Origin of the sequence: Actinospineispora acaciae DSM 45401 (assembly GCF_000620785.1) — a bacterium.
Lineage (GTDB): Bacteria > Actinomycetota > Actinomycetes > Mycobacteriales > Pseudonocardiaceae > Pseudonocardia > Pseudonocardia acaciae.
Genome location: NZ_JIAI01000013.1, coordinates 27,858 through 42,949 on the forward strand (window position 1 = coordinate 27,858; position 15,092 = coordinate 42,949).

17 protein-coding genes are annotated in these 15,092 nt (G+C 74.0%); 9 read left to right on the forward strand and 8 right to left on the reverse strand.

All coding sequences use genetic code 11. The features are described 5' to 3' along the window. The first annotated feature begins 24 nt into the window (after positions 1 to 24). Both N912_RS57280 and N912_RS0138120 read left to right on the forward strand, forming a co-directional pair. The gene (locus tag N912_RS57280) at positions 25 to 1,317 is read left to right on the forward strand and encodes an MFS transporter (protein ID WP_245645724.1); all 1,293 of its coding nucleotides are present in this window, start codon (positions 25 to 27) and stop codon (positions 1,315 to 1,317) included. Positions 1,318 to 1,441: 124 nt separating this feature from the next. After that, on the forward strand, positions 1,442 to 2,362 hold the full coding sequence (locus tag N912_RS0138120) for a DMT family transporter (RefSeq protein WP_028926548.1): 921 nt from the start codon (positions 1,442 to 1,444) through the stop codon (positions 2,360 to 2,362). Positions 2,363 to 2,367: 5 nt separating this feature from the next. Here the strand turns inward: N912_RS0138120 and N912_RS0138125 are convergent, their stop codons facing one another. Both N912_RS0138125 and N912_RS62755 read right to left on the reverse strand, forming a co-directional pair. Then, positions 2,368 to 2,766: an alpha/beta hydrolase gene (locus N912_RS0138125; protein ID WP_169748034.1), complete on the reverse strand. Its 399-nt coding sequence runs from the start codon at positions 2,764 to 2,766 to the stop codon at positions 2,368 to 2,370. Then, positions 2,712 to 3,266 (reverse strand): alpha/beta fold hydrolase, encoded by a 555-nt coding sequence (locus N912_RS62755; protein ID WP_211261548.1) that lies wholly within the window; start codon positions 3,264 to 3,266, stop codon positions 2,712 to 2,714. The genes N912_RS0138125 and N912_RS62755 overlap by 55 nt, the downstream gene beginning before the upstream one ends. 146 nt (positions 3,267 to 3,412) lie before the next feature. On the opposite strand from N912_RS62755, the gene N912_RS57285 reads away from it, so the two are divergent. Together N912_RS57285 and N912_RS0138140 are read left to right on the forward strand one after the other, a co-directional pair. After that, on the forward strand, positions 3,413 to 4,201 hold the full coding sequence (locus tag N912_RS57285; protein ID WP_037068855.1) for a TrmB family transcriptional regulator: 789 nt from the start codon (positions 3,413 to 3,415) through the stop codon (positions 4,199 to 4,201). A gap of 13 nt (positions 4,202 to 4,214) precedes the next feature. After that, positions 4,215 to 5,216 (forward strand): molybdopterin-dependent oxidoreductase, encoded by a 1,002-nt coding sequence (locus N912_RS0138140; RefSeq protein WP_064745516.1) that lies wholly within the window; start codon positions 4,215 to 4,217, stop codon positions 5,214 to 5,216. Here N912_RS0138140 and N912_RS0138145 read toward each other — a convergent pair. After that, a complete protein-coding gene (locus N912_RS0138145) occupies positions 5,206 to 6,645 on the reverse strand; it encodes an MFS transporter (protein ID WP_051581394.1) in 1,440 nt (479 codons plus the stop codon). The two genes, N912_RS0138140 and N912_RS0138145, sit on opposite strands and share 11 nt — an antisense overlap. A gap of 139 nt (positions 6,646 to 6,784) precedes the next feature. Between N912_RS0138145 and N912_RS0138150 the strand changes: the two genes are divergently transcribed. After that, positions 6,785 to 7,750, forward strand: a complete 966-nt coding sequence (locus N912_RS0138150) for an Lrp/AsnC family transcriptional regulator (protein WP_028926553.1) — start codon at positions 6,785 to 6,787, stop codon at positions 7,748 to 7,750. 2 nt (positions 7,751 to 7,752) lie between these two features. On the opposite strand, the gene N912_RS0138155 is transcribed toward N912_RS0138150, so the two are convergent. The 4 genes from N912_RS0138155 to N912_RS0138170 are packed head-to-tail and all read right to left on the reverse strand — an operon-like array spanning position 7,753 to position 9,998. After that, positions 7,753 to 8,334 (reverse strand): TetR/AcrR family transcriptional regulator, encoded by a 582-nt coding sequence (locus N912_RS0138155; protein WP_028926554.1) that lies wholly within the window; start codon positions 8,332 to 8,334, stop codon positions 7,753 to 7,755. A gap of 60 nt (positions 8,335 to 8,394) precedes the next feature. Further along, positions 8,395 to 8,562 carry a hypothetical protein gene (locus tag N912_RS64085; protein WP_156994290.1) on the reverse strand — a complete coding sequence of 56 codons (168 nt, stop codon included), beginning with the start codon at positions 8,560 to 8,562 and terminating at the stop codon, positions 8,395 to 8,397. Between the two features lie 18 nt (positions 8,563 to 8,580). Next, positions 8,581 to 9,678: a hypothetical protein gene (locus N912_RS0138165; RefSeq protein WP_156994291.1), complete on the reverse strand. Its 1,098-nt coding sequence runs from the start codon at positions 9,676 to 9,678 to the stop codon at positions 8,581 to 8,583. A gap of 32 nt (positions 9,679 to 9,710) precedes the next feature. Then, a complete protein-coding gene (locus N912_RS0138170) occupies positions 9,711 to 9,998 on the reverse strand; it encodes a hypothetical protein (protein ID WP_028926556.1) in 288 nt (95 codons plus the stop codon). A gap of 159 nt (positions 9,999 to 10,157) precedes the next feature. Between N912_RS0138170 and N912_RS0138175 the strand changes: the two genes are divergently transcribed. After that, positions 10,158 to 10,748: an O-methyltransferase gene (locus N912_RS0138175; protein ID WP_028926557.1), complete on the forward strand. Its 591-nt coding sequence runs from the start codon at positions 10,158 to 10,160 to the stop codon at positions 10,746 to 10,748. On the opposite strand, the gene N912_RS61130 is transcribed toward N912_RS0138175, so the two are convergent. Beyond that, positions 10,732 to 11,454, reverse strand: coding sequence for a TetR/AcrR family transcriptional regulator (locus N912_RS61130; RefSeq protein WP_028926558.1), 723 nt, complete (start codon positions 11,452 to 11,454; stop codon positions 10,732 to 10,734). The genes N912_RS0138175 and N912_RS61130 overlap by 17 nt on opposite strands. A 77-nt stretch (positions 11,455 to 11,531) precedes the next feature. Here N912_RS61130 and N912_RS0138185 point away from each other — a divergent pair, with 77 nt between their 5' ends. From N912_RS0138185 to cysC, 3 genes are read left to right on the forward strand one after another with little or no spacing between them, the layout of a single operon-like run. Continuing rightward, positions 11,532 to 12,341, forward strand: a complete 810-nt coding sequence (locus tag N912_RS0138185) for a 3'(2'),5'-bisphosphate nucleotidase CysQ (RefSeq protein WP_028926559.1) — start codon at positions 11,532 to 11,534, stop codon at positions 12,339 to 12,341. After that, entirely contained in the window at positions 12,338 to 13,237 is a 900-nt protein-coding gene (gene cysD / locus N912_RS0138190; RefSeq protein ID WP_028926560.1) for a sulfate adenylyltransferase subunit CysD, read from the forward strand. The genes N912_RS0138185 and cysD overlap by 4 nt, the downstream gene beginning before the upstream one ends. After that, positions 13,237 to 15,087, forward strand: coding sequence for an adenylyl-sulfate kinase (gene cysC / locus N912_RS0138195; RefSeq protein WP_037068802.1), 1,851 nt, complete (start codon positions 13,237 to 13,239; stop codon positions 15,085 to 15,087). Before cysD ends, cysC begins: the two co-directional genes overlap by 1 nt. Positions 15,088 to 15,092 lie beyond the last annotated feature (5 nt).

Genomic DNA, 15,092 nt, shown 5'->3' on the forward strand with positions numbered 1-15,092 from the left:
TCGACGTGGCTCAGTCTGGAGCGTGTGACGGACCTGCGCCTGGAGCGCTCCCCGCTGCCCACGCCCCGGCGCCGCATCCACCCCGCGTGGTGGGTCGCCGCCGTGACCTTCCTGGCCCTGGTCGGGGCGGCCGGGTTCCGCGCGGTGCCCGGCCTGCTGATCGACCCGCTGCACGCCGAGTTCGGCTGGTCGGTGGGCACGATCTCGTCGGCGGTCGCGGTGAACATGGCTCTCTACGGGCTGACCTCGCCGTTCGCCGCCGCGCTGATGGAGCGCTTCGGCATCCGGCGGGTGGTCACGTCCGCGCTGGTCGTGGTCGCCGCCGGCAGCGGGCTCACCGTGTTCATGACCGCGTCCTGGCAGTTGGTGCTGTGCTGGGGCGTGCTGGTCGGGCTCGGCACCGGCTCGATGGCGATGGCGCTGGTGGCCACCGTCACCGGGCGCTGGTTCGTGGCCCGGCGCGGGCTGGTGTCCGGTGTGCTCACCGCGGGCGGCGCGGCCGGCCAGTTGGTGTTCCTGCCGCTGGTGGCGGTGGTGACGGAGCGGTTCGGGTGGCGGCCGGCCTCGCTCGGGGTGGCCGGCGCCGCGCTGGCGGTGGCCCCGCTGGTGGCCTGGCTGCTGCGTGACCGCCCGCGCGACCTCGGCGTGACCCCGTACGGCGGTACCGAGGCGGACGACGTCGTGGGGCCGCGCTCGGGTGCCGCCCGCCTGGCCGTCCGTACCCTGCTCGACGCCGCCCGCACCCGCCCGTTCTGGCTGCTCGCGCTCGGGTTCATGATCTGCGGCGCGACCACGTCCGGCCTGATCCAGCCCCACTTCGTGCCCGCCGCGCACGACCACGGCATGCCGCCGACGGTGGCCGCCAGCCTGCTCGCCGTGGTCGGCATCTTCGACCTGGTCGGCACCGTGGCGTCCGGCTGGCTGACCGACCGGTTCGACCCGCGCTACCTGCTGCTCGTCTACTACGTGCTGCGCGGCGTCTCGCTGCTGCTGTTGCCGCCCCTGTTCGGCCCCGAGGTCCGCCCGGACATGCTCGCGTTCATCATCTTCTACGGCCTGGACTGGGTGGCCACCGTGCCTCCCACCCTGGCCCTGTGCCGCCGCCACTTCGGCACGTCCGCGCCGGTGGTGTTCGGCTGGGTCTTCGCCTCCCACCAGGTCGGCGGCGCGCTGGCCGCCTTCGTCGCCGGCGTGGTCCGCGACGAGCTCGGCAGCTACGACCTCGCCTGGTACGGCGGCGGCGCGCTGTCCGTCCTGGCCGGTGGGTTGTCACTACTGGTCCGCCGCCACCGGCAGGCCGCGCCGAGCACGCCGTAACGGGTCCCCGCGGCGCGGCGGGTAGCGCAGATCACGCTCGGCCGAGGACGGGTGCGGCGAATATTTCCGGGCGGGCGGGGTGTTGGGCACGAGTGACGAGTGCCCGCGCACCGGAGGGGATGCTGTGACTGGTCCGGCACGTGATCGAACCTGGCTGGTGGCCAGCGCGGCGGCGCTGTGGGGTACGGACGGGTTGTTGCGCAAGCCGTTGAGCGGGCAGTTGCCCTCGGCCACGGTGGTGTTCTGGGAGCATTTGATCACCGTGCTGGTGCTGCTGCCGTGGCTGCCCGCCGCGGTGCGGGCGTTCCGGGGAGCGACGGGGCGGCAGCGGTGGGCGCTGGTCGGGATCGGCGCGGGCGCATCGGCGGTGGCCACCGCGCTGTTCACCCAGGCGCTGCGGCTCGGCGACCCGGTCACGCCGCTGGTGTTGCAGAAGCTGCAGCCGGTGATCGCGCTGGTCGCCGCGGCCGCGCTGCTCGGCGAGCGGCTTCGCGCGGGGTACTGGCTGTTCGCGCTCCCGGCGCTGGGCGGGGCGTGGCTGATGACGTTCCCCGATCCGTTCGATGTGCGGGCGCACGCTGTGACGGCGGCGCTGCTGGCGCTGGGGGCGGCGGTGATCTGGGCGATCGGCACCGCGCTGGGGCGACTGGTCAGCATCGACATGTCCGGCCGGGACGTGACGGTGCTGCGGTTCGCGATCGGGCTGCCGGCGGCCGCGATCGTGATGACCGTGCAGGGCGCGCCGGTGGCCGTCACGCCCGCACAGATCGGGCCGCTGGTGGCGCTGGCGCTGGTGCCGGGGCTGCTCGGGCTCGGGCTGTACTACCTGGGCCTGCGCACCACGGCGGCATCCCGGGCCACGCTGGCCGAGCTGGCCTTCCCGGCCACCGCCGCGCTGATCGGGGTGGGCGTGCTCGGCGCCACGCTGAGCGCCACCCAGTGGCTGGGGCTGGTCACGGTGGCGGTCTCGGTGACCGCGCTGGGGCTGCACGAGGCGTCCAGGTCGCCGGTGGTGCGGGTGGCCAGCGCGGACGGCGTGGCCTGACCACCTCACCGGCAGCGGACCTCGCGGGCCGGTCCCGGCGGGAGGGTGCCGTCCAGGAGGTAGGCGTCGACGTGGGCGTCGACACAGCTCGACCCGGTGCCGTAGGAGCCGTGGCCGTCGCGGTCGGCCACGATGAGCCGGCCGGAGCCCAGCAGGCCGGCGACCTGGCGCACCGAGTCCAGCGGCGCCTCCGGGTCGAACGCGTTGCCAACCACCAGGAAGTTGGTGAACGCGCCGGCCTCGTCGCGGCCGAGCAGGAACCCGGACAGGCCCAGCAGCGGGCCGCCGACGGCCTTCCCGATCGCGGACGCGAGCGCCGGCCACCGCTCCGGCTCGGCCAGCGCGCTGATCATGGCCACCTCGGCGGCCGCCCTGGTGAGGCGTGCCCCGGGCCGGACCGGCATCGGCGCGGACTCCAGCCGGGCCAGCAGCCGGTCCACCGAAGCCAGGACTGCGGCCCGGTCGTTGCCGAGTGGACACCGGACGCCCCCACGCAGTGCCCGGCGAACCGTGACAGCGACCGCTCGAATGCCCCTGCCTGGTCCAGCAGCACCTGCTTCTGCGTCTTCGTCGGGTTGCCGGGCGAGTTGAGCACCAGCCGGCCGACCGTGGCCGGGAACAGCGTGGCGTACGCGGCGGCGAGCTGGCCGCCGTACGACGTGCCCAGGAAGGTGAGCCGCCGCTCGCCCAGCGCGGCGCGGAGCACGTCCAGGTCGCGCGCGGAGTTGGCCAGCCCGACCAGGTCGGCCAGCCGGCCCGAGCGGTCCCGGCGGGCCCGTCTGGGTTGACCAGCAGCGACCCGATCCGGGCGGCGGGGTTCGCGGCCGGCAGCCGGGACAGGGCGAGCCCGATCCGCTCGCCGGCGGGCTCCCGGTAGTCCAGCGGGACGGCCACGGTCGCGCACTCGCCAGCCCCGGTCATCACTTCGAACGACCGCGGTTCTGTCGAGACGGCTTGACAGCACGCGCGTATGGTGTGGCCAGAAGGTCACGGATCCGGGCCGGAGACTACTGTCGGCCGCGACCGACAGCGCCGGCGAGGAGGGCAAGCATGTGGGCCGAGCTCGCGGAGGCCGGCCTCGAGCCCAAGGAGGCCAAGCTCTACCTGGCGATCCTGGGTATGGACGCCCCGACCGTGGCGCGCGCCGCCGAGGCGGCCGGGGTCAGCCGCACCAACGCCTACGACATCGCCAAACGCCTGGCCCATCGTGGGCTGATCTCGATGGTCGAACGCGGCCAGGACGGCGGTCAGCGCGACGGTCAGGGCATCGGTCACGGCGGCGGCCGGGGGCGCACGGTGCTGCGCGCCGCCGACCCGCAGTACCTGCTCGACGAGTGGGACCAGCGCCGCACCGGGCTGGAGCGGCTGGTGCCCCGGCTGCGCGCGATGCACGCCAAGGGCGGGTCCGCGCCCAGGTCACGGTACCTGGAGGGCGCGGCCGGCATCCGCGCCGCGCTGTTCGAGACGCTGGACTGGCCGTCCCCGCTGCGCGGCGTGCTGTCCATGCGCGACCTGATCACGGTGCCCGGCGCTGCGGCCATGCGCGAGTACATCGCCGCGCGCCGCGAGCGCGGGCTGTGGCTGCACGTGGTGCGCTCGCCGGCCAAGGACTACCCGAAGGGCTGGCCGACCAGCGACGCCGACCTGCGCCGCACCCGGTACGCGCCGCCGGGCTACCTGTTCACCATGACCATGATCATCGGTACCGACGCCGTCGCGATGCTCTCCTCGACCAGCGAGAACTTCGCGCTGGTGATCGAGAGCGCGGAGTACGCCGAGATGCAGGGCAACCTGTTCGACGTGCTCTGGGCGGCCAGCAAGGACCGCCCGGACGCATGAGATGGGAGCCCCGATGTCGCCTCGCGTCGTGCTCGACCCGGTGGGCCTGTTCCGCCGCGTCCCGCTGCAGCCGCACCAGCTGACCGAGCCGGTCACCCCGACCGCCGACGTGCCGGTGCTCGCGCACTTCGGCGTGCCCAGGGTCGCCGAGGCGGGCTGGTCGTTCGAGCTCACCGGCCTGGTGCGGCGGCCCCGGACGTACTCGCTGGACGAGCTGCGCGGCTACCCGCGGCGCGAGCTGATGGCCTTCCACCAGTGCGTGGGCAACCCGCTCACGCCCGGGGCGCCGGCGCGGCGGATCTCCAACGTCGTCTGGGGCGGGGTCGACCTGCGGACCCTGCTCGACGAGGCGGGCGTCGAGCCGGGCGCGAGCTTCCTGTGGTCGTACGGGCTGGACGGCGGGAGGTTCGCGGACGTCGACTGCGAGGCGTTCGTCAAGGACGTGCGGCTGAGCCGGGTCGACTCGGGCGACGTGCTGGTGGCCTACGAGCTCAACGGCGAGCCGCTGACCGCCCAGCACGGCTTTCCGGCGCGGCTGGTGGTGCCCGGTTGGTACGGCACGAACAGCGTCAAGTGGCTGCACCGGATGGTGCTGGCGGACCGGCGCGCGGACGGCCCGTTCACCACGACGTTCTACAACGAGCCGCCCCCGCCTACGCCCGAGGACCCGTCGCCGGCGCCCCGCCCGGTCTGGGAGATCGCGCCGGAGTCGGTGGTGGTGTCCCCGGCGCCGGGAGCGCGGGTGCGGGCCGGGGACGAGGTGGACGTCTGGGGCTGGGCCTGGGCGCCGGCCGGGGTCCGGACCGTGGAGGTCAGCGTGGGCAACGGCTGGAGCCCGGCCACCGTGGAAACGCGCGAGCAGCTGGCCTGGCAGCGGTTCCGGATGCGCTGGCGCCCGGCCGCGCCCGGCGAGGTGACGGTGGCCTGCCGCGCGGTGGACAACACCGGCGTCGGCCAGCCGTCCGTCACCGCCCGCAACCAGGTCCACTCCGTACCCGTCACCGTCACCGCCTGAACCACCTGAACCGCCCGACCGGCCGCTCGATCGACACCGCCGCCGCGGCCGTCGCCACCAACAACCCGGCCGCCACCCAGAACGCGGCCTGCACCGCGGCCCCCGGCCCGCCCCCGGAGTGCAGGAACACCCCGCCGAGCACCGCGACGCCGAGGGTGCCGCCGACCTGCTGAACGGCGTTGAGCAGCCCGGCCGCCGAGCCGGCCTCCTGCGCCCCGGCCCGGGCCAACGCCGCGCTGAAGAACGGCACGCTGAACAGCCCGATCCCCACCCCGGCCACCCCGAGCGCGGCCAGCCCCAGCCACGGGAACGCCCCCGGCCCCGCCGCTGCCTGGTAGGCCGGGACCGCGGCCACCACACCGGCCAGCAACACCGCGAGCCCCGGGAACATCAGCCTGGTGCCGTACCGGGGCATCAGCCGCGCGCCGGCCACCCAGGACGCCACCGCCATCCCCGCCGACCACGGCAGCAGCCCCAACCCGGCGACCAACGGGCCGGCGCCCAGCCCCAACTGCAGGTGCAGCACCACGACCAGCATCAACCCGGTCGTGACCGCGAAGAACAGCGTCGAGGTGGCCAGCGCCCAGGCGAAGCCGGCATGGGCGAACAGCCCGACCTCGATCAGCGGCCCACGACCCCGCCGCGCCCGGCCACGCTGGTGCAGCCCGAACCCGACGAGCACCGCGACACCCGCCGCCACCGAACCCCAGGTCCACTCCGGCCGCGACGCGACAGTGCCGGTGTCGATCAAGGGGTAGACCACCAGCCCGGTGCCCAGCGCGGCCAGCGCGGTCCCGACCGGATCCAGCCCGGCCCGCCTCGGCGCCCGGTCCTCGACCAGCAGCGGCGCGAGGACGAGCACCGCGGCCGCCAGCGGGAGGTTCACCGCGAACACCGCCCGCCAGGACGCACCGAACAGGTCGGCGTGGGTCAGCACGCCGCCAAGCACCGGCCCGGACACGGCGGCCAGCCCCATCACCGGGCCGATGCTGCCCAGCGCCCTGGCCCGCTCCCTGCCCTCGAACATCGCCAGGATCAGCCCGAACGTCTGCGGGATGACCACCGCCGAGGCGGCGCCCTGCACCACCCGCGCGGCGATGAGCACCCCGGCCGACGGCGCGAGCGCGCAGGCCAGCGAGGCGAGGCCGAACCCCGTGACCCCCACCCGGAACACCCGCCGCCTCCCCCAGATGTCACCCAAACGTCCCCCAGTGATCAACAACAGCGCGAAGACCAGCGTGTACGCGGCGCTGAACCACTGGATGTCGGACACCCGCCCGCCCAGCTCGGCGTGGATCACCGGGGCGGCGACCTGCACGATCGTGGAGTCCAGCAGGTTCATCGCCTCGGCGGCCAACAGCGCCGCCAGCCCCAGCCACCGCCACCTCACCGGCGCCGGCGGCAGCGGTGTCGAGGGGATCGCGGACATCGGGCCTCCGTTCGTCGGGGAACGCCGGCCGGGTGCCGGCGCGCGCCGACGAGCAGCATGCGTCGAACTGGCCGTCTGTTCCCTCGCCGTCGGCAAGAACCGTGGAAAACTTCCATCTTGGACGTCAGAATGAGGATTTGTGCTGGACGAACTCGATCGCGGCCTGGTGCACGCGCTGCACGTCGACGGCCGCGCGCCGTTCGCCCGGATCGCCGCCGTGCTGGGCACCTCGACGCAGACGGTGACCCGCCGCTACCAACGGCTGCGCGCCGACGCGGGCCTGCGCGTGGTCGGCCTGCTCGACCCGCACCGGGCGGACCGACACCGGTGGATCGTCCGGCTCACCGCGGCCACCGGCACCGCGCCCGAGCTGGCCGCCGCGCTGGCCCGCCGCCCCGACACGTCGTGGGTCCGGCTCACCTCCGGGGGCACCGAGATCGCCGCCATCGTGGACACCGCGCCCGGCCTCGACGGCGCCTCGGCGCACTCGCTGCTGCTGCGGGACATCCCCCGCACCGCGAGCATCACCGCCGTGTCCGCCCACTACATCCTGCACACCTACCTGGGCGGCCCGACCACGTGGCGAGGCCTGACCGCCGCGCTCACCGACGACCAGGAGCGCGAGCTCCGCCCGCCCGCACCCACCGCACCACCGCCCGAGCCCGTCCCGCTCACCGACGTCGACAGGCGCCTGCTCGCCGTCCTGCTCCGCGACGGTCGGGCCGGATACGCCGAGCTCGCGGCGGCGACCGGCAGGTCGGCGGCCACCGTCGCGCGCCGGCTGGCCGAGCTACGCGGCACCGGCGCGCTGTTCTTCGACCTGGAGCTGGACGACACCAAGCTGGGCGTCACCACGCAGGCGCTGCTGTGGCTGTCGGTGCCGCCCGCGCGCCTCGACGAGGTGGCCACCGAGCTGGCCGGCCACGACGAGCTCGCGGTCGTGGCCGCCACCACCGGCCGGACCAACCTGATGGCCAGCGCCCTGTGCCCGACGCCGGCCGCACTGCACCACTACCTCACCCGGCGGCTGGCCTTCGACGCGATCACCGCCATCGAGACGGCCCCCGTCCTGCGCACCCTGAAGGCGGCCGGCCCGGTCCGCTGAGGTCAGCCGGCCACCGGCGCGCCGAGGTCACCCGTCAGGTAGTGCTGGAGGACGGGGGCCAGGGTTCGGGCCAGCGTGTCGCCGTCCATCGCCACCACCGGCGGCAGCTCCAGCACGTACCGGCACAGCGCCAGCCCGAGCACCTGGGAACCGATCATGCCGGCGCGCCGGGGCACGGCGTCCGGGGCGACCATGCCGACGAACTCGAGGACCTGGGACGCGAACACGGTCCGCAGCCGCTCGGCCGCCGCCGGGTTCGTGCTCGCCGAGCGCAGCAGCATCGTGATCAGCTCGTCGGACAGGTCGCCCTCCCAGCGGGAGACGAAGTGCCTGGCCAGTCCCTCTCCGAGCCGCTCGCGCGGCCAGTTCGCCGCGTCCGCCGGCAGCATCAGGTCGATGTCCACGGCGGCCGCGAACAGCCCCTCCTTGCTGCCGTAGTAGCGCATGACCATCGACGGGTCGATGCCGGCCTCGGCCGCCACCGCGCGGATCGTGGTGCCCTCGTAGCCCTTCGCGGTGAGCAGCTGCCGGGCCGACGCCAGGATCGCCGCCCTGGAACGCTCCGACCGCTGGGTGAACGCCATGCACACAAGCGTAGGCCAACGTCGTTGACCTACGAACGATCAGTGCTCCTTGTTCAGCCCTCAGTGCGCCGCGGTGGGCGGTTTCGGCTTCTCCGATGCCGCCGGGCCCCGGCGGGCATGCTTCGGCGTCGCGTGGTCGAGCGCGATGTCCTGCGCCCGCTCCAAGGCGTCGAGCATGTCGTCGTAGCTCACGCCCTGCCTGACAGTCGCGCTGTCGTTGGCCTTCATCGGCCCTCCCCTCGGCGGTTACAGGATAGCCCGCTCACCGGCGATGGTCAGCCGCTCGATGAGCACGGCGGCGGGTAGCGCGAACGGTGCCGCGGCCGCGATGACCCGGCGGATCCGCTCGTCCGGGTCCTCGGCGGCGTCCTCGGCGGCGTCGTCGGCGGCGTCGTCGGTGGCGTCCAGGAACGCCAGGATCAGCCCGACGGCGGCCCGCCCGGGCAGTGCGACCGGGATCGCGGCGGCGGTGGCCGGCACTTCGAGCACCGAGTCCAGCCCGAGCCGTTCCGCGTCGGCCGGGTCGGTGATGGTGACCGGCCCGGCCAGGCCCTTGCGCACCACCGCGCCGAGCTCGGAGTGGATGTCCACGCCGGCCAGCGTCTCCACCCCGCGCCGGTTCGGGGCCCGCAACGCGGAGCGCAGCGAGTCGGTGGCCGGGTCGCGCCAGAGCAGCACGGCCGCCGTCACCTCGGCGGCCGCCACCCGCTGGACCGCCTCGGTCACCCCGTTGGCCGCCAGCGTGAACGCGACCGCGTTCTCCACGCTGAGGAAGTCGGTGTGGCGCGGGTCGCCGGTGTAGCCGGTCTGGTAGATCGCGAGCGTGTTGCCGGCGGCGGCCGCGCCGGCCCGGGCGGAGGTAAGGTTCGCGACGGTGCTCACGGCGGTGGCGGCGCGGTCGGCGGCCTGGGACGCGGACTTCGCGGCATCGGCGGCGCCGGTGACCGCGCGGGTCAGCGTGACGCCGGCGAACCCGAGCTGGCTGACCCCGAGCGCGGGCACCGCGAGCACCAGGAACACGATCCCGAGCACGACCAGCGGCGGGTCGGTCAGCCCGACCGGCGCGCAGGTCTGCTTCGCGGCGGGCAGGCCGACCGGCCCCTGCTGGCCCACCGGCGCCGACCCCGGGGCGCCGGCCGCGTACTCGGTGGTGCACCGGACCTCGCCGCCGGCGCCGAACAGCCCGTACCCGGCGAACATCACGGCACCGAGCACCAACAGCGCGGCGGCCACGGCGCGCGGGAGCCGCGCGTCACGCCGGTCGGACGCAGCCCCGGACGCAGCCCCGGACACCGCCCCGGACACCGCCCCGGACGCAGCCGGAACCGCCGGATCAGAGGTCACCGGCGCACCCTATTGACCCACACCGACGGTTCTCAGCGGTGCGCCGTGTAGTGGTAGAGCCAGGCGGCGGCGGTGATCAGCGGGATCCCCGCGCCGGCCCACAGCACCAGGCTCACCCTCGTGCTCGGCTGCCCCTGCCGGTACGCCAGCACGAACCCGACCGCGATCAACACCAACGCCGCGACCAGCGGGTACGGCCATGCCGACGCGATCGCGGCGGCCAGCCCGACCGCGCCGACCACCAGCGGGCAGGCGACCACGGTGACGACCACCGCCACCAGGGTCGCACCCAGAACGAACCGTTCGCGCGTCCGACCCATCCCCCCACCTCCTACACGGCGGAAGCCGGCGCCGAGGCGAACCGTAGACCGTGATCGTTGACCGGTCAATCAGTCCACGTTCCCCGGTCGGGTGGATCCCGCCCGGGCTACTGTCCGTTCCGTCGACGGCGAGCCGCTGATCCACCCCGGAGGAATGAGATGAACGACGCCCTGCGCGCCCTGCTCGAGGACATCCACGCCGACGGGGTGCGCCACGACGGGGCACTCGCCGACCGGCTGCTGCGCCGGCGCAACCTGGAGCCGGACGCCGCCGCACTGCTCTCGGTGATCATCCAGGCGATGGGCGCGCGGACCGTCGTGGAGGTCGGCACCTCGAACGGCTACTCCACGCTGTGGCTGGCCGACGCGGTGGCCGGGCACGGCGGTCGGGTGCTCAGCATCGACCTGGACGCCGACGCCCAGGACCGGGCCGCCGCGAACCTGGCCGCCGCCGGGCTCTCCGAGCTGGTCGAGCTGCGCCTCGGCGACGGCGGCGAGGTGCTCGCCGGCCTCCCGGACGGCGCCTGCGACCTGCTCTTCCTGGACTCCGAACGGCCCGAGTACCCGGGCTGGTGGCCACACCCGGTGCGGGTGCTGCGCCCGGGCGGCCTGCTCGCGGTGGACAACGTGCTCTCCCACCCCGACGAGGTCGCCCCGCTGCTGCGCCTGATCGACGACGAGCCGACGCTGACGTCCACGGTGGTCCCGGTCGGCAAGGGCGAGCTGCTGGCCGTCAGGTCCCGTTCTTGAGGATGCCGCGCTCGATGGCCTCGGCGGCGAAGTTGACCAACTGCTGGGGCTGGACGTGGTTCTGCCGGGACCCGGTGTGCAGCAGGTCGTCGGCGACGCCGATGAGCGAGTCCCACACCCAGTGCGCGAGCGCGGGGTTGTCGACCAGGGCCTGCCCCCGGGCCGCCGCCGTCTCGCGCAGCGCGTTGTCCAGCGCGTGGATCGTCCGCCGGTACACGCTCGCCGAGAGCATCACGCTCTTGCTGCGCCGGCCGCCGACGAGCACCTTGGCCTCCCATTGCGGGGTGGCCCTGCCGAGCTTGCGCCACAGCTCGGACAGCTGGGGCAGGATCGTGCGCAGCAGCTCGGGGATGCCGACGCTTCGGTCCATCCCGTCCAGGGTGGCCCGCAGCTCGTCCAGCCGCCGCTCCATCAGCGCGACGAACACGTCCTCCTTGCCCTCGAAGTACTGGTAGACGGTGCCGGCGCTGACCCCGGCCCCGGCGGCGATGGCGCGCACGGTGAGCCCGCCGTATCCGGACCGCTCCAGCGCCTGCTCGGCCGAGCTGAGGATGTCCCGGCGCCGCCCGTCCGCGTCGCCCCATGCGGTCTCACCGTCACCGGTGGCCTCGTCCTCGGTCGCCTCCTGAGCGTCGGGCTCCGGCTCGGTCGGTTCCTGGCCGCCGGCTTCCTGGTCGGTCGCCGCGGGTCCGGTCCGAGGGCTCATGGGGCGCACCCTATCGCATTCCGAACAACGTTCATGTCATATTGAACATTGTTCATTTCTTCGCTACGGTCCCTGCCATGACCGCAACCGGACAGGAGTCCGATGCCGCGTTGGCCGGTCGTCTCGCCGAGGCGGCCGGCGCCCTGCTGCTCACGGTCAGGGCGGCCGAGAGTACCGGCGAGCTGGGCGCGCGCGGCGATCGGGCGGCCCATGAGTTCCTCGCCCGCGAGCTGCGCGATCATCGCCCCCGCGATGTCGTGTTCTCCGAGGAGGGCCTCGATGATCACCGCAGGCTGGGCGCCGACCGGGTGTGGATCGTCGACCCGCTGGACGGCACCAGGGAGTTCGCCGAGCCCGGCCGCACCGACTGGGCAGTGCACGTCGCGCTCTGGTCCGCCGACGCCGGCACCGACGCCGACACCAACACCGACACCGACGCCGCCACCGGACGCCTGGTCGCCGGCGCCGTCGCGCTGCCCGCGCTCGGCCGCACCTACGCCACCGACCCGCCACCGCCTACCCTGACCGAGCCACAGCCCGTGCCGAAGCTGATCACCGTGAGCCGGACCAGGCCGCCCTCGGTCGCCCAGCGGGTCGCGGCCGAGCTGGACGCCGAACTGGTGCCGATGGGCAGCGCCGGCGCGAAGGTCATGGCGGTGGTCCGGGGCGAGGTCGACGCCTACCTGCACGCCGGCGGCCAGTACGAGTGGGACTCCGCCGCGCCGGTCGCGGTGGCCCGCGCCGCCGGGCTGCACGCCTCCCGACTGAACGGAGCCGAGCTGCTGTACAACCGCCCCGACCCTCGACTGCCCGATCTCCTGGTCTGCCGCCCGGAGCACGCCGCGACCCTGCTGGCCGCCATCGCCGGCTCCGAGGCCCGGTCATGACGCTCTCGCACCTGGACCGGCTGGAGGCGGAGAGCATCGACATCCTGCGCGAGGCGGTCGCGGAGAGCGAGCGGCCGGTGCTGCTGTACTCGATCGGCAAGGACAGCTCGGTGCTGCTGCACCTGGCGCGCAAGGCGTTCTATCCGTCCCGGCTGCCGTTCCCGCTGCTGCACGTGGACACCACCTGGAAGTTTCGCGAGATGATCGACTTCCGGGACCGGACCGCGCGCGAGCTCGGGCTGGAGCTGATCGTGCACCGCAACCCGGACTGCCTCGCGCTGGGCGTCAACCCGTTCGACCACGGCTCGGCGCGGCACACCGACATGTGGAAGACCCAGGGGCTGCGCCAGGCGATGGACAAGCACGGCTTCGACGTGGCGTTCGGCGGCGCGCGCCGCGACGAGGAGGCCTCCCGGGCGAAGGAGCGGGTGTTCTCCTTCCGCACCGCGCGCCACCACTGGGACCCGCGCAACCAGCGCCCGGAGCTGTGGCGGCTCTACAACACCCGGATCGGGCCCGGCGAGAGCATCCGGGTGTTCCCGCTGTCCAACTGGACCGAGCTGGACGTGTGGCGCTACATCCACCGCGAGGACATCCCGGTCGTGCCGCTGTACTTCGCCGCCGAGCGCCCGGTGGTGGACAGGGACGGCACGCTGATCATGGTGGACGACGAGCGGATGCGGCTGGCCGAGGGCGAGCGGCCGGTGGCGCGGACCGTCCGGTTCCGCACGCTGGGCTGCTACCCGCTGACCGGCGCGATCGAGAGCACCGCGCGCACCGTGCCGGAGGTCGTCGAGGAGATGCGCGCGGCCACCACGTCGGAGCGCCAGGGCCGGGTGATCGACCGCGACCAGTCCGGCTCGATGGAACGCAAGAAGCGAGAGGGCTACTTCTGATGCCACCCGAGCCCGACCTGCTGCGGTTCCTGACCTGCGGCAGCGTGGACGACGGCAAGAGCACGCTGATCGGCCGGCTGCTCTACGAGTCGAACCTGCTCCACTCCGACCAGCTCGCGACCCTGGCCGCCGAGTCCAGGCGGGTCGGCAGCAGGGGCGGCGAGCTGGACTTCGCGCTGCTGGTGGACGGCCTGGCCGCCGAGCGCGAGCAGGGCATCACGATCGACGTGGCGTACCGGTACTTCACCACGCGGCGGCGCCGGTTCATCGTCGCGGACACCCCCGGCCACGAGCGCTACACCCGCAACATGGTGACCGGCGCGTCCACGGCCGACGCGGCGGTGATCCTGGCCGACGCGAGCAAGGGCCTGCTCACCCAGACCCGCCGGCACGCCCACCTGGTCGCGCTGCTGGGCATCCGGCACCTGGCGCTGGCGGTGAACAAGCTGGACCTCGTCGACTACTCCCGCGAGGTGTTCGAGTCGCTCGGCGCGGAGTTCGCCCGGTTCGCCGCCGAGGTCGGCGTCGACGAGGTGGCCCGCATCCCGGTGGCCGCCGCGCACGGCTGCAACGTCGTCGCCCGAGGTGACCGGATGGACTGGTACGACGGCCCCACGCTGCTGGAATGGCTGGAGTCCGTACCCGTCACCCACGAGGACGCCGATGCTCCCGCCCGCTTCCTGGTGCAGTGGGCGAACCGCCCGGACGAGCACTTCCGGGGCCATTCCGGCCGGGTGCTGCACGGCGTACTGCGCCCCGGCGACCGCGTCCGGGTCCTGCCCGACGGCACCGAGACCACCATCGCACGCATCGTCACCATGTCCGGTGACCTGGACGAAGCCCCGGCGGGTGCCTCGGTGACGGTGGTGCTGACCGACGAGGTGGACGCCGGCCGGGGCGCCGTGCTGGTCGGCCCCGGCGCGCCGACCGGGGTGGCCGACGCGTTCCAGGCGCAGCTGGTGTGGCTGGACGATCACGAGATGCTGCCCGGCCGCCCGTACCTGGCCAAGTTCGGCGCGCACACCGTCGGGCTGACCGTGGACCGCCCCAAGCACCGCATCGACGTCGACACCCTCGCCGAGCTGCCCGCCCGCACACTGCGCGCCGGGGAGTTCGGGGTGGCGAACGTGCACGCCGGCGCCGCGATCCCGTACGAGCCCTACCGCGACAGCCGCGACCTCGGCTCGTTCATCGTGCTGGACCGGCTGACCAACGCCACGGCCGGCGCCGGGATGATCGACTTCGCGCTGCGACGCTCGGCGAACGTACGCTGGCAACAGTTGACAGTCGACAAAACCGCACGGACCGAGCGGAACGGCCACCGCCCGTGCGTGGTCTGGTTCACCGGCCTGTCCGGCGCCGGCAAGTCAACCATCGCCGACCTCGTCGAGCGCGCACTACACGCCGACGGCCGGCACACCTTCCTGCTCGACGGCGACAACGTCCGGCACGGCCTGAACAAGGACCTCGGGTTCACCGACGCCGACCGGGTGGAGAACATCAGGCGGATCGCCGAGGTGGCCGCGCTGATGGTGGACGCCGGCCTGATCGTGCTCGTCTCCTTCATCTCGCCGTTCCGCGCCGAACGCGCGCTGGCCCGCGAGCTGGTCGAGCCCGGCGAGTTCTGCGAGATCCACGTCGACACCCCCCTCGACGTCGCCGAACGCCGCGACCCGAAGGGCCTCTACGCCAAGGCCCGCCGCGGCGAGCTGGCCAACTTCACCGGCATCGACTCGCCGTACGAGCCGCCCGAACACCCCGACCTCCGCCTCGACACCACCACCCTCACCCCCGCGGAGTCCGCCCACCTCGTCCTACACACGCTCACCACCCGCGGCATCACCCCCTGACCGCC

Excerpts from the sequence above, each read along its gene's own strand:
- N912_RS0138125 (WP_169748034.1), bottom strand. The coding sequence starts at position 2,766 with ATGCCGGTCCGGCCCGGGGCACGCCTCACCAGGGCGGCCGCCGAGGTG.
- N912_RS57285 (WP_037068855.1), top strand. The coding sequence starts at position 3,413 with ATGTGGGCCGAGCTCGCGGAGGCCGGCCTCGAGCCCAAGGAGGCCAAG.
- N912_RS0138140 (WP_064745516.1), top strand. The coding sequence starts at position 4,215 with ATGTCGCCTCGCGTCGTGCTCGACCCGGTGGGCCTGTTCCGCCGCGTC.
- N912_RS0138145 (WP_051581394.1), bottom strand. The coding sequence starts at position 6,645 with ATGTCCGCGATCCCCTCGACACCGCTGCCGCCGGCGCCGGTGAGGTGG.
- N912_RS0138155 (WP_028926554.1), bottom strand. The coding sequence starts at position 8,334 with ATGGCGTTCACCCAGCGGTCGGAGCGTTCCAGGGCGGCGATCCTGGCG.
- N912_RS64085 (WP_156994290.1), bottom strand. The coding sequence starts at position 8,562 with ATGAAGGCCAACGACAGCGCGACTGTCAGGCAGGGCGTGAGCTACGAC.
- N912_RS0138170 (WP_028926556.1), bottom strand. The coding sequence starts at position 9,998 with ATGGGTCGGACGCGCGAACGGTTCGTTCTGGGTGCGACCCTGGTGGCG.
- N912_RS0138175 (WP_028926557.1), top strand. The coding sequence starts at position 10,158 with ATGAACGACGCCCTGCGCGCCCTGCTCGAGGACATCCACGCCGACGGG.
- N912_RS61130 (WP_028926558.1), bottom strand. The coding sequence starts at position 11,454 with ATGAGCCCTCGGACCGGACCCGCGGCGACCGACCAGGAAGCCGGCGGC.
- N912_RS0138185 (WP_028926559.1), top strand. The coding sequence starts at position 11,532 with ATGACCGCAACCGGACAGGAGTCCGATGCCGCGTTGGCCGGTCGTCTC.
- cysD (WP_028926560.1), top strand. The coding sequence starts at position 12,338 with ATGACGCTCTCGCACCTGGACCGGCTGGAGGCGGAGAGCATCGACATC.
- cysC (WP_037068802.1), top strand. The coding sequence starts at position 13,237 with ATGCCACCCGAGCCCGACCTGCTGCGGTTCCTGACCTGCGGCAGCGTG.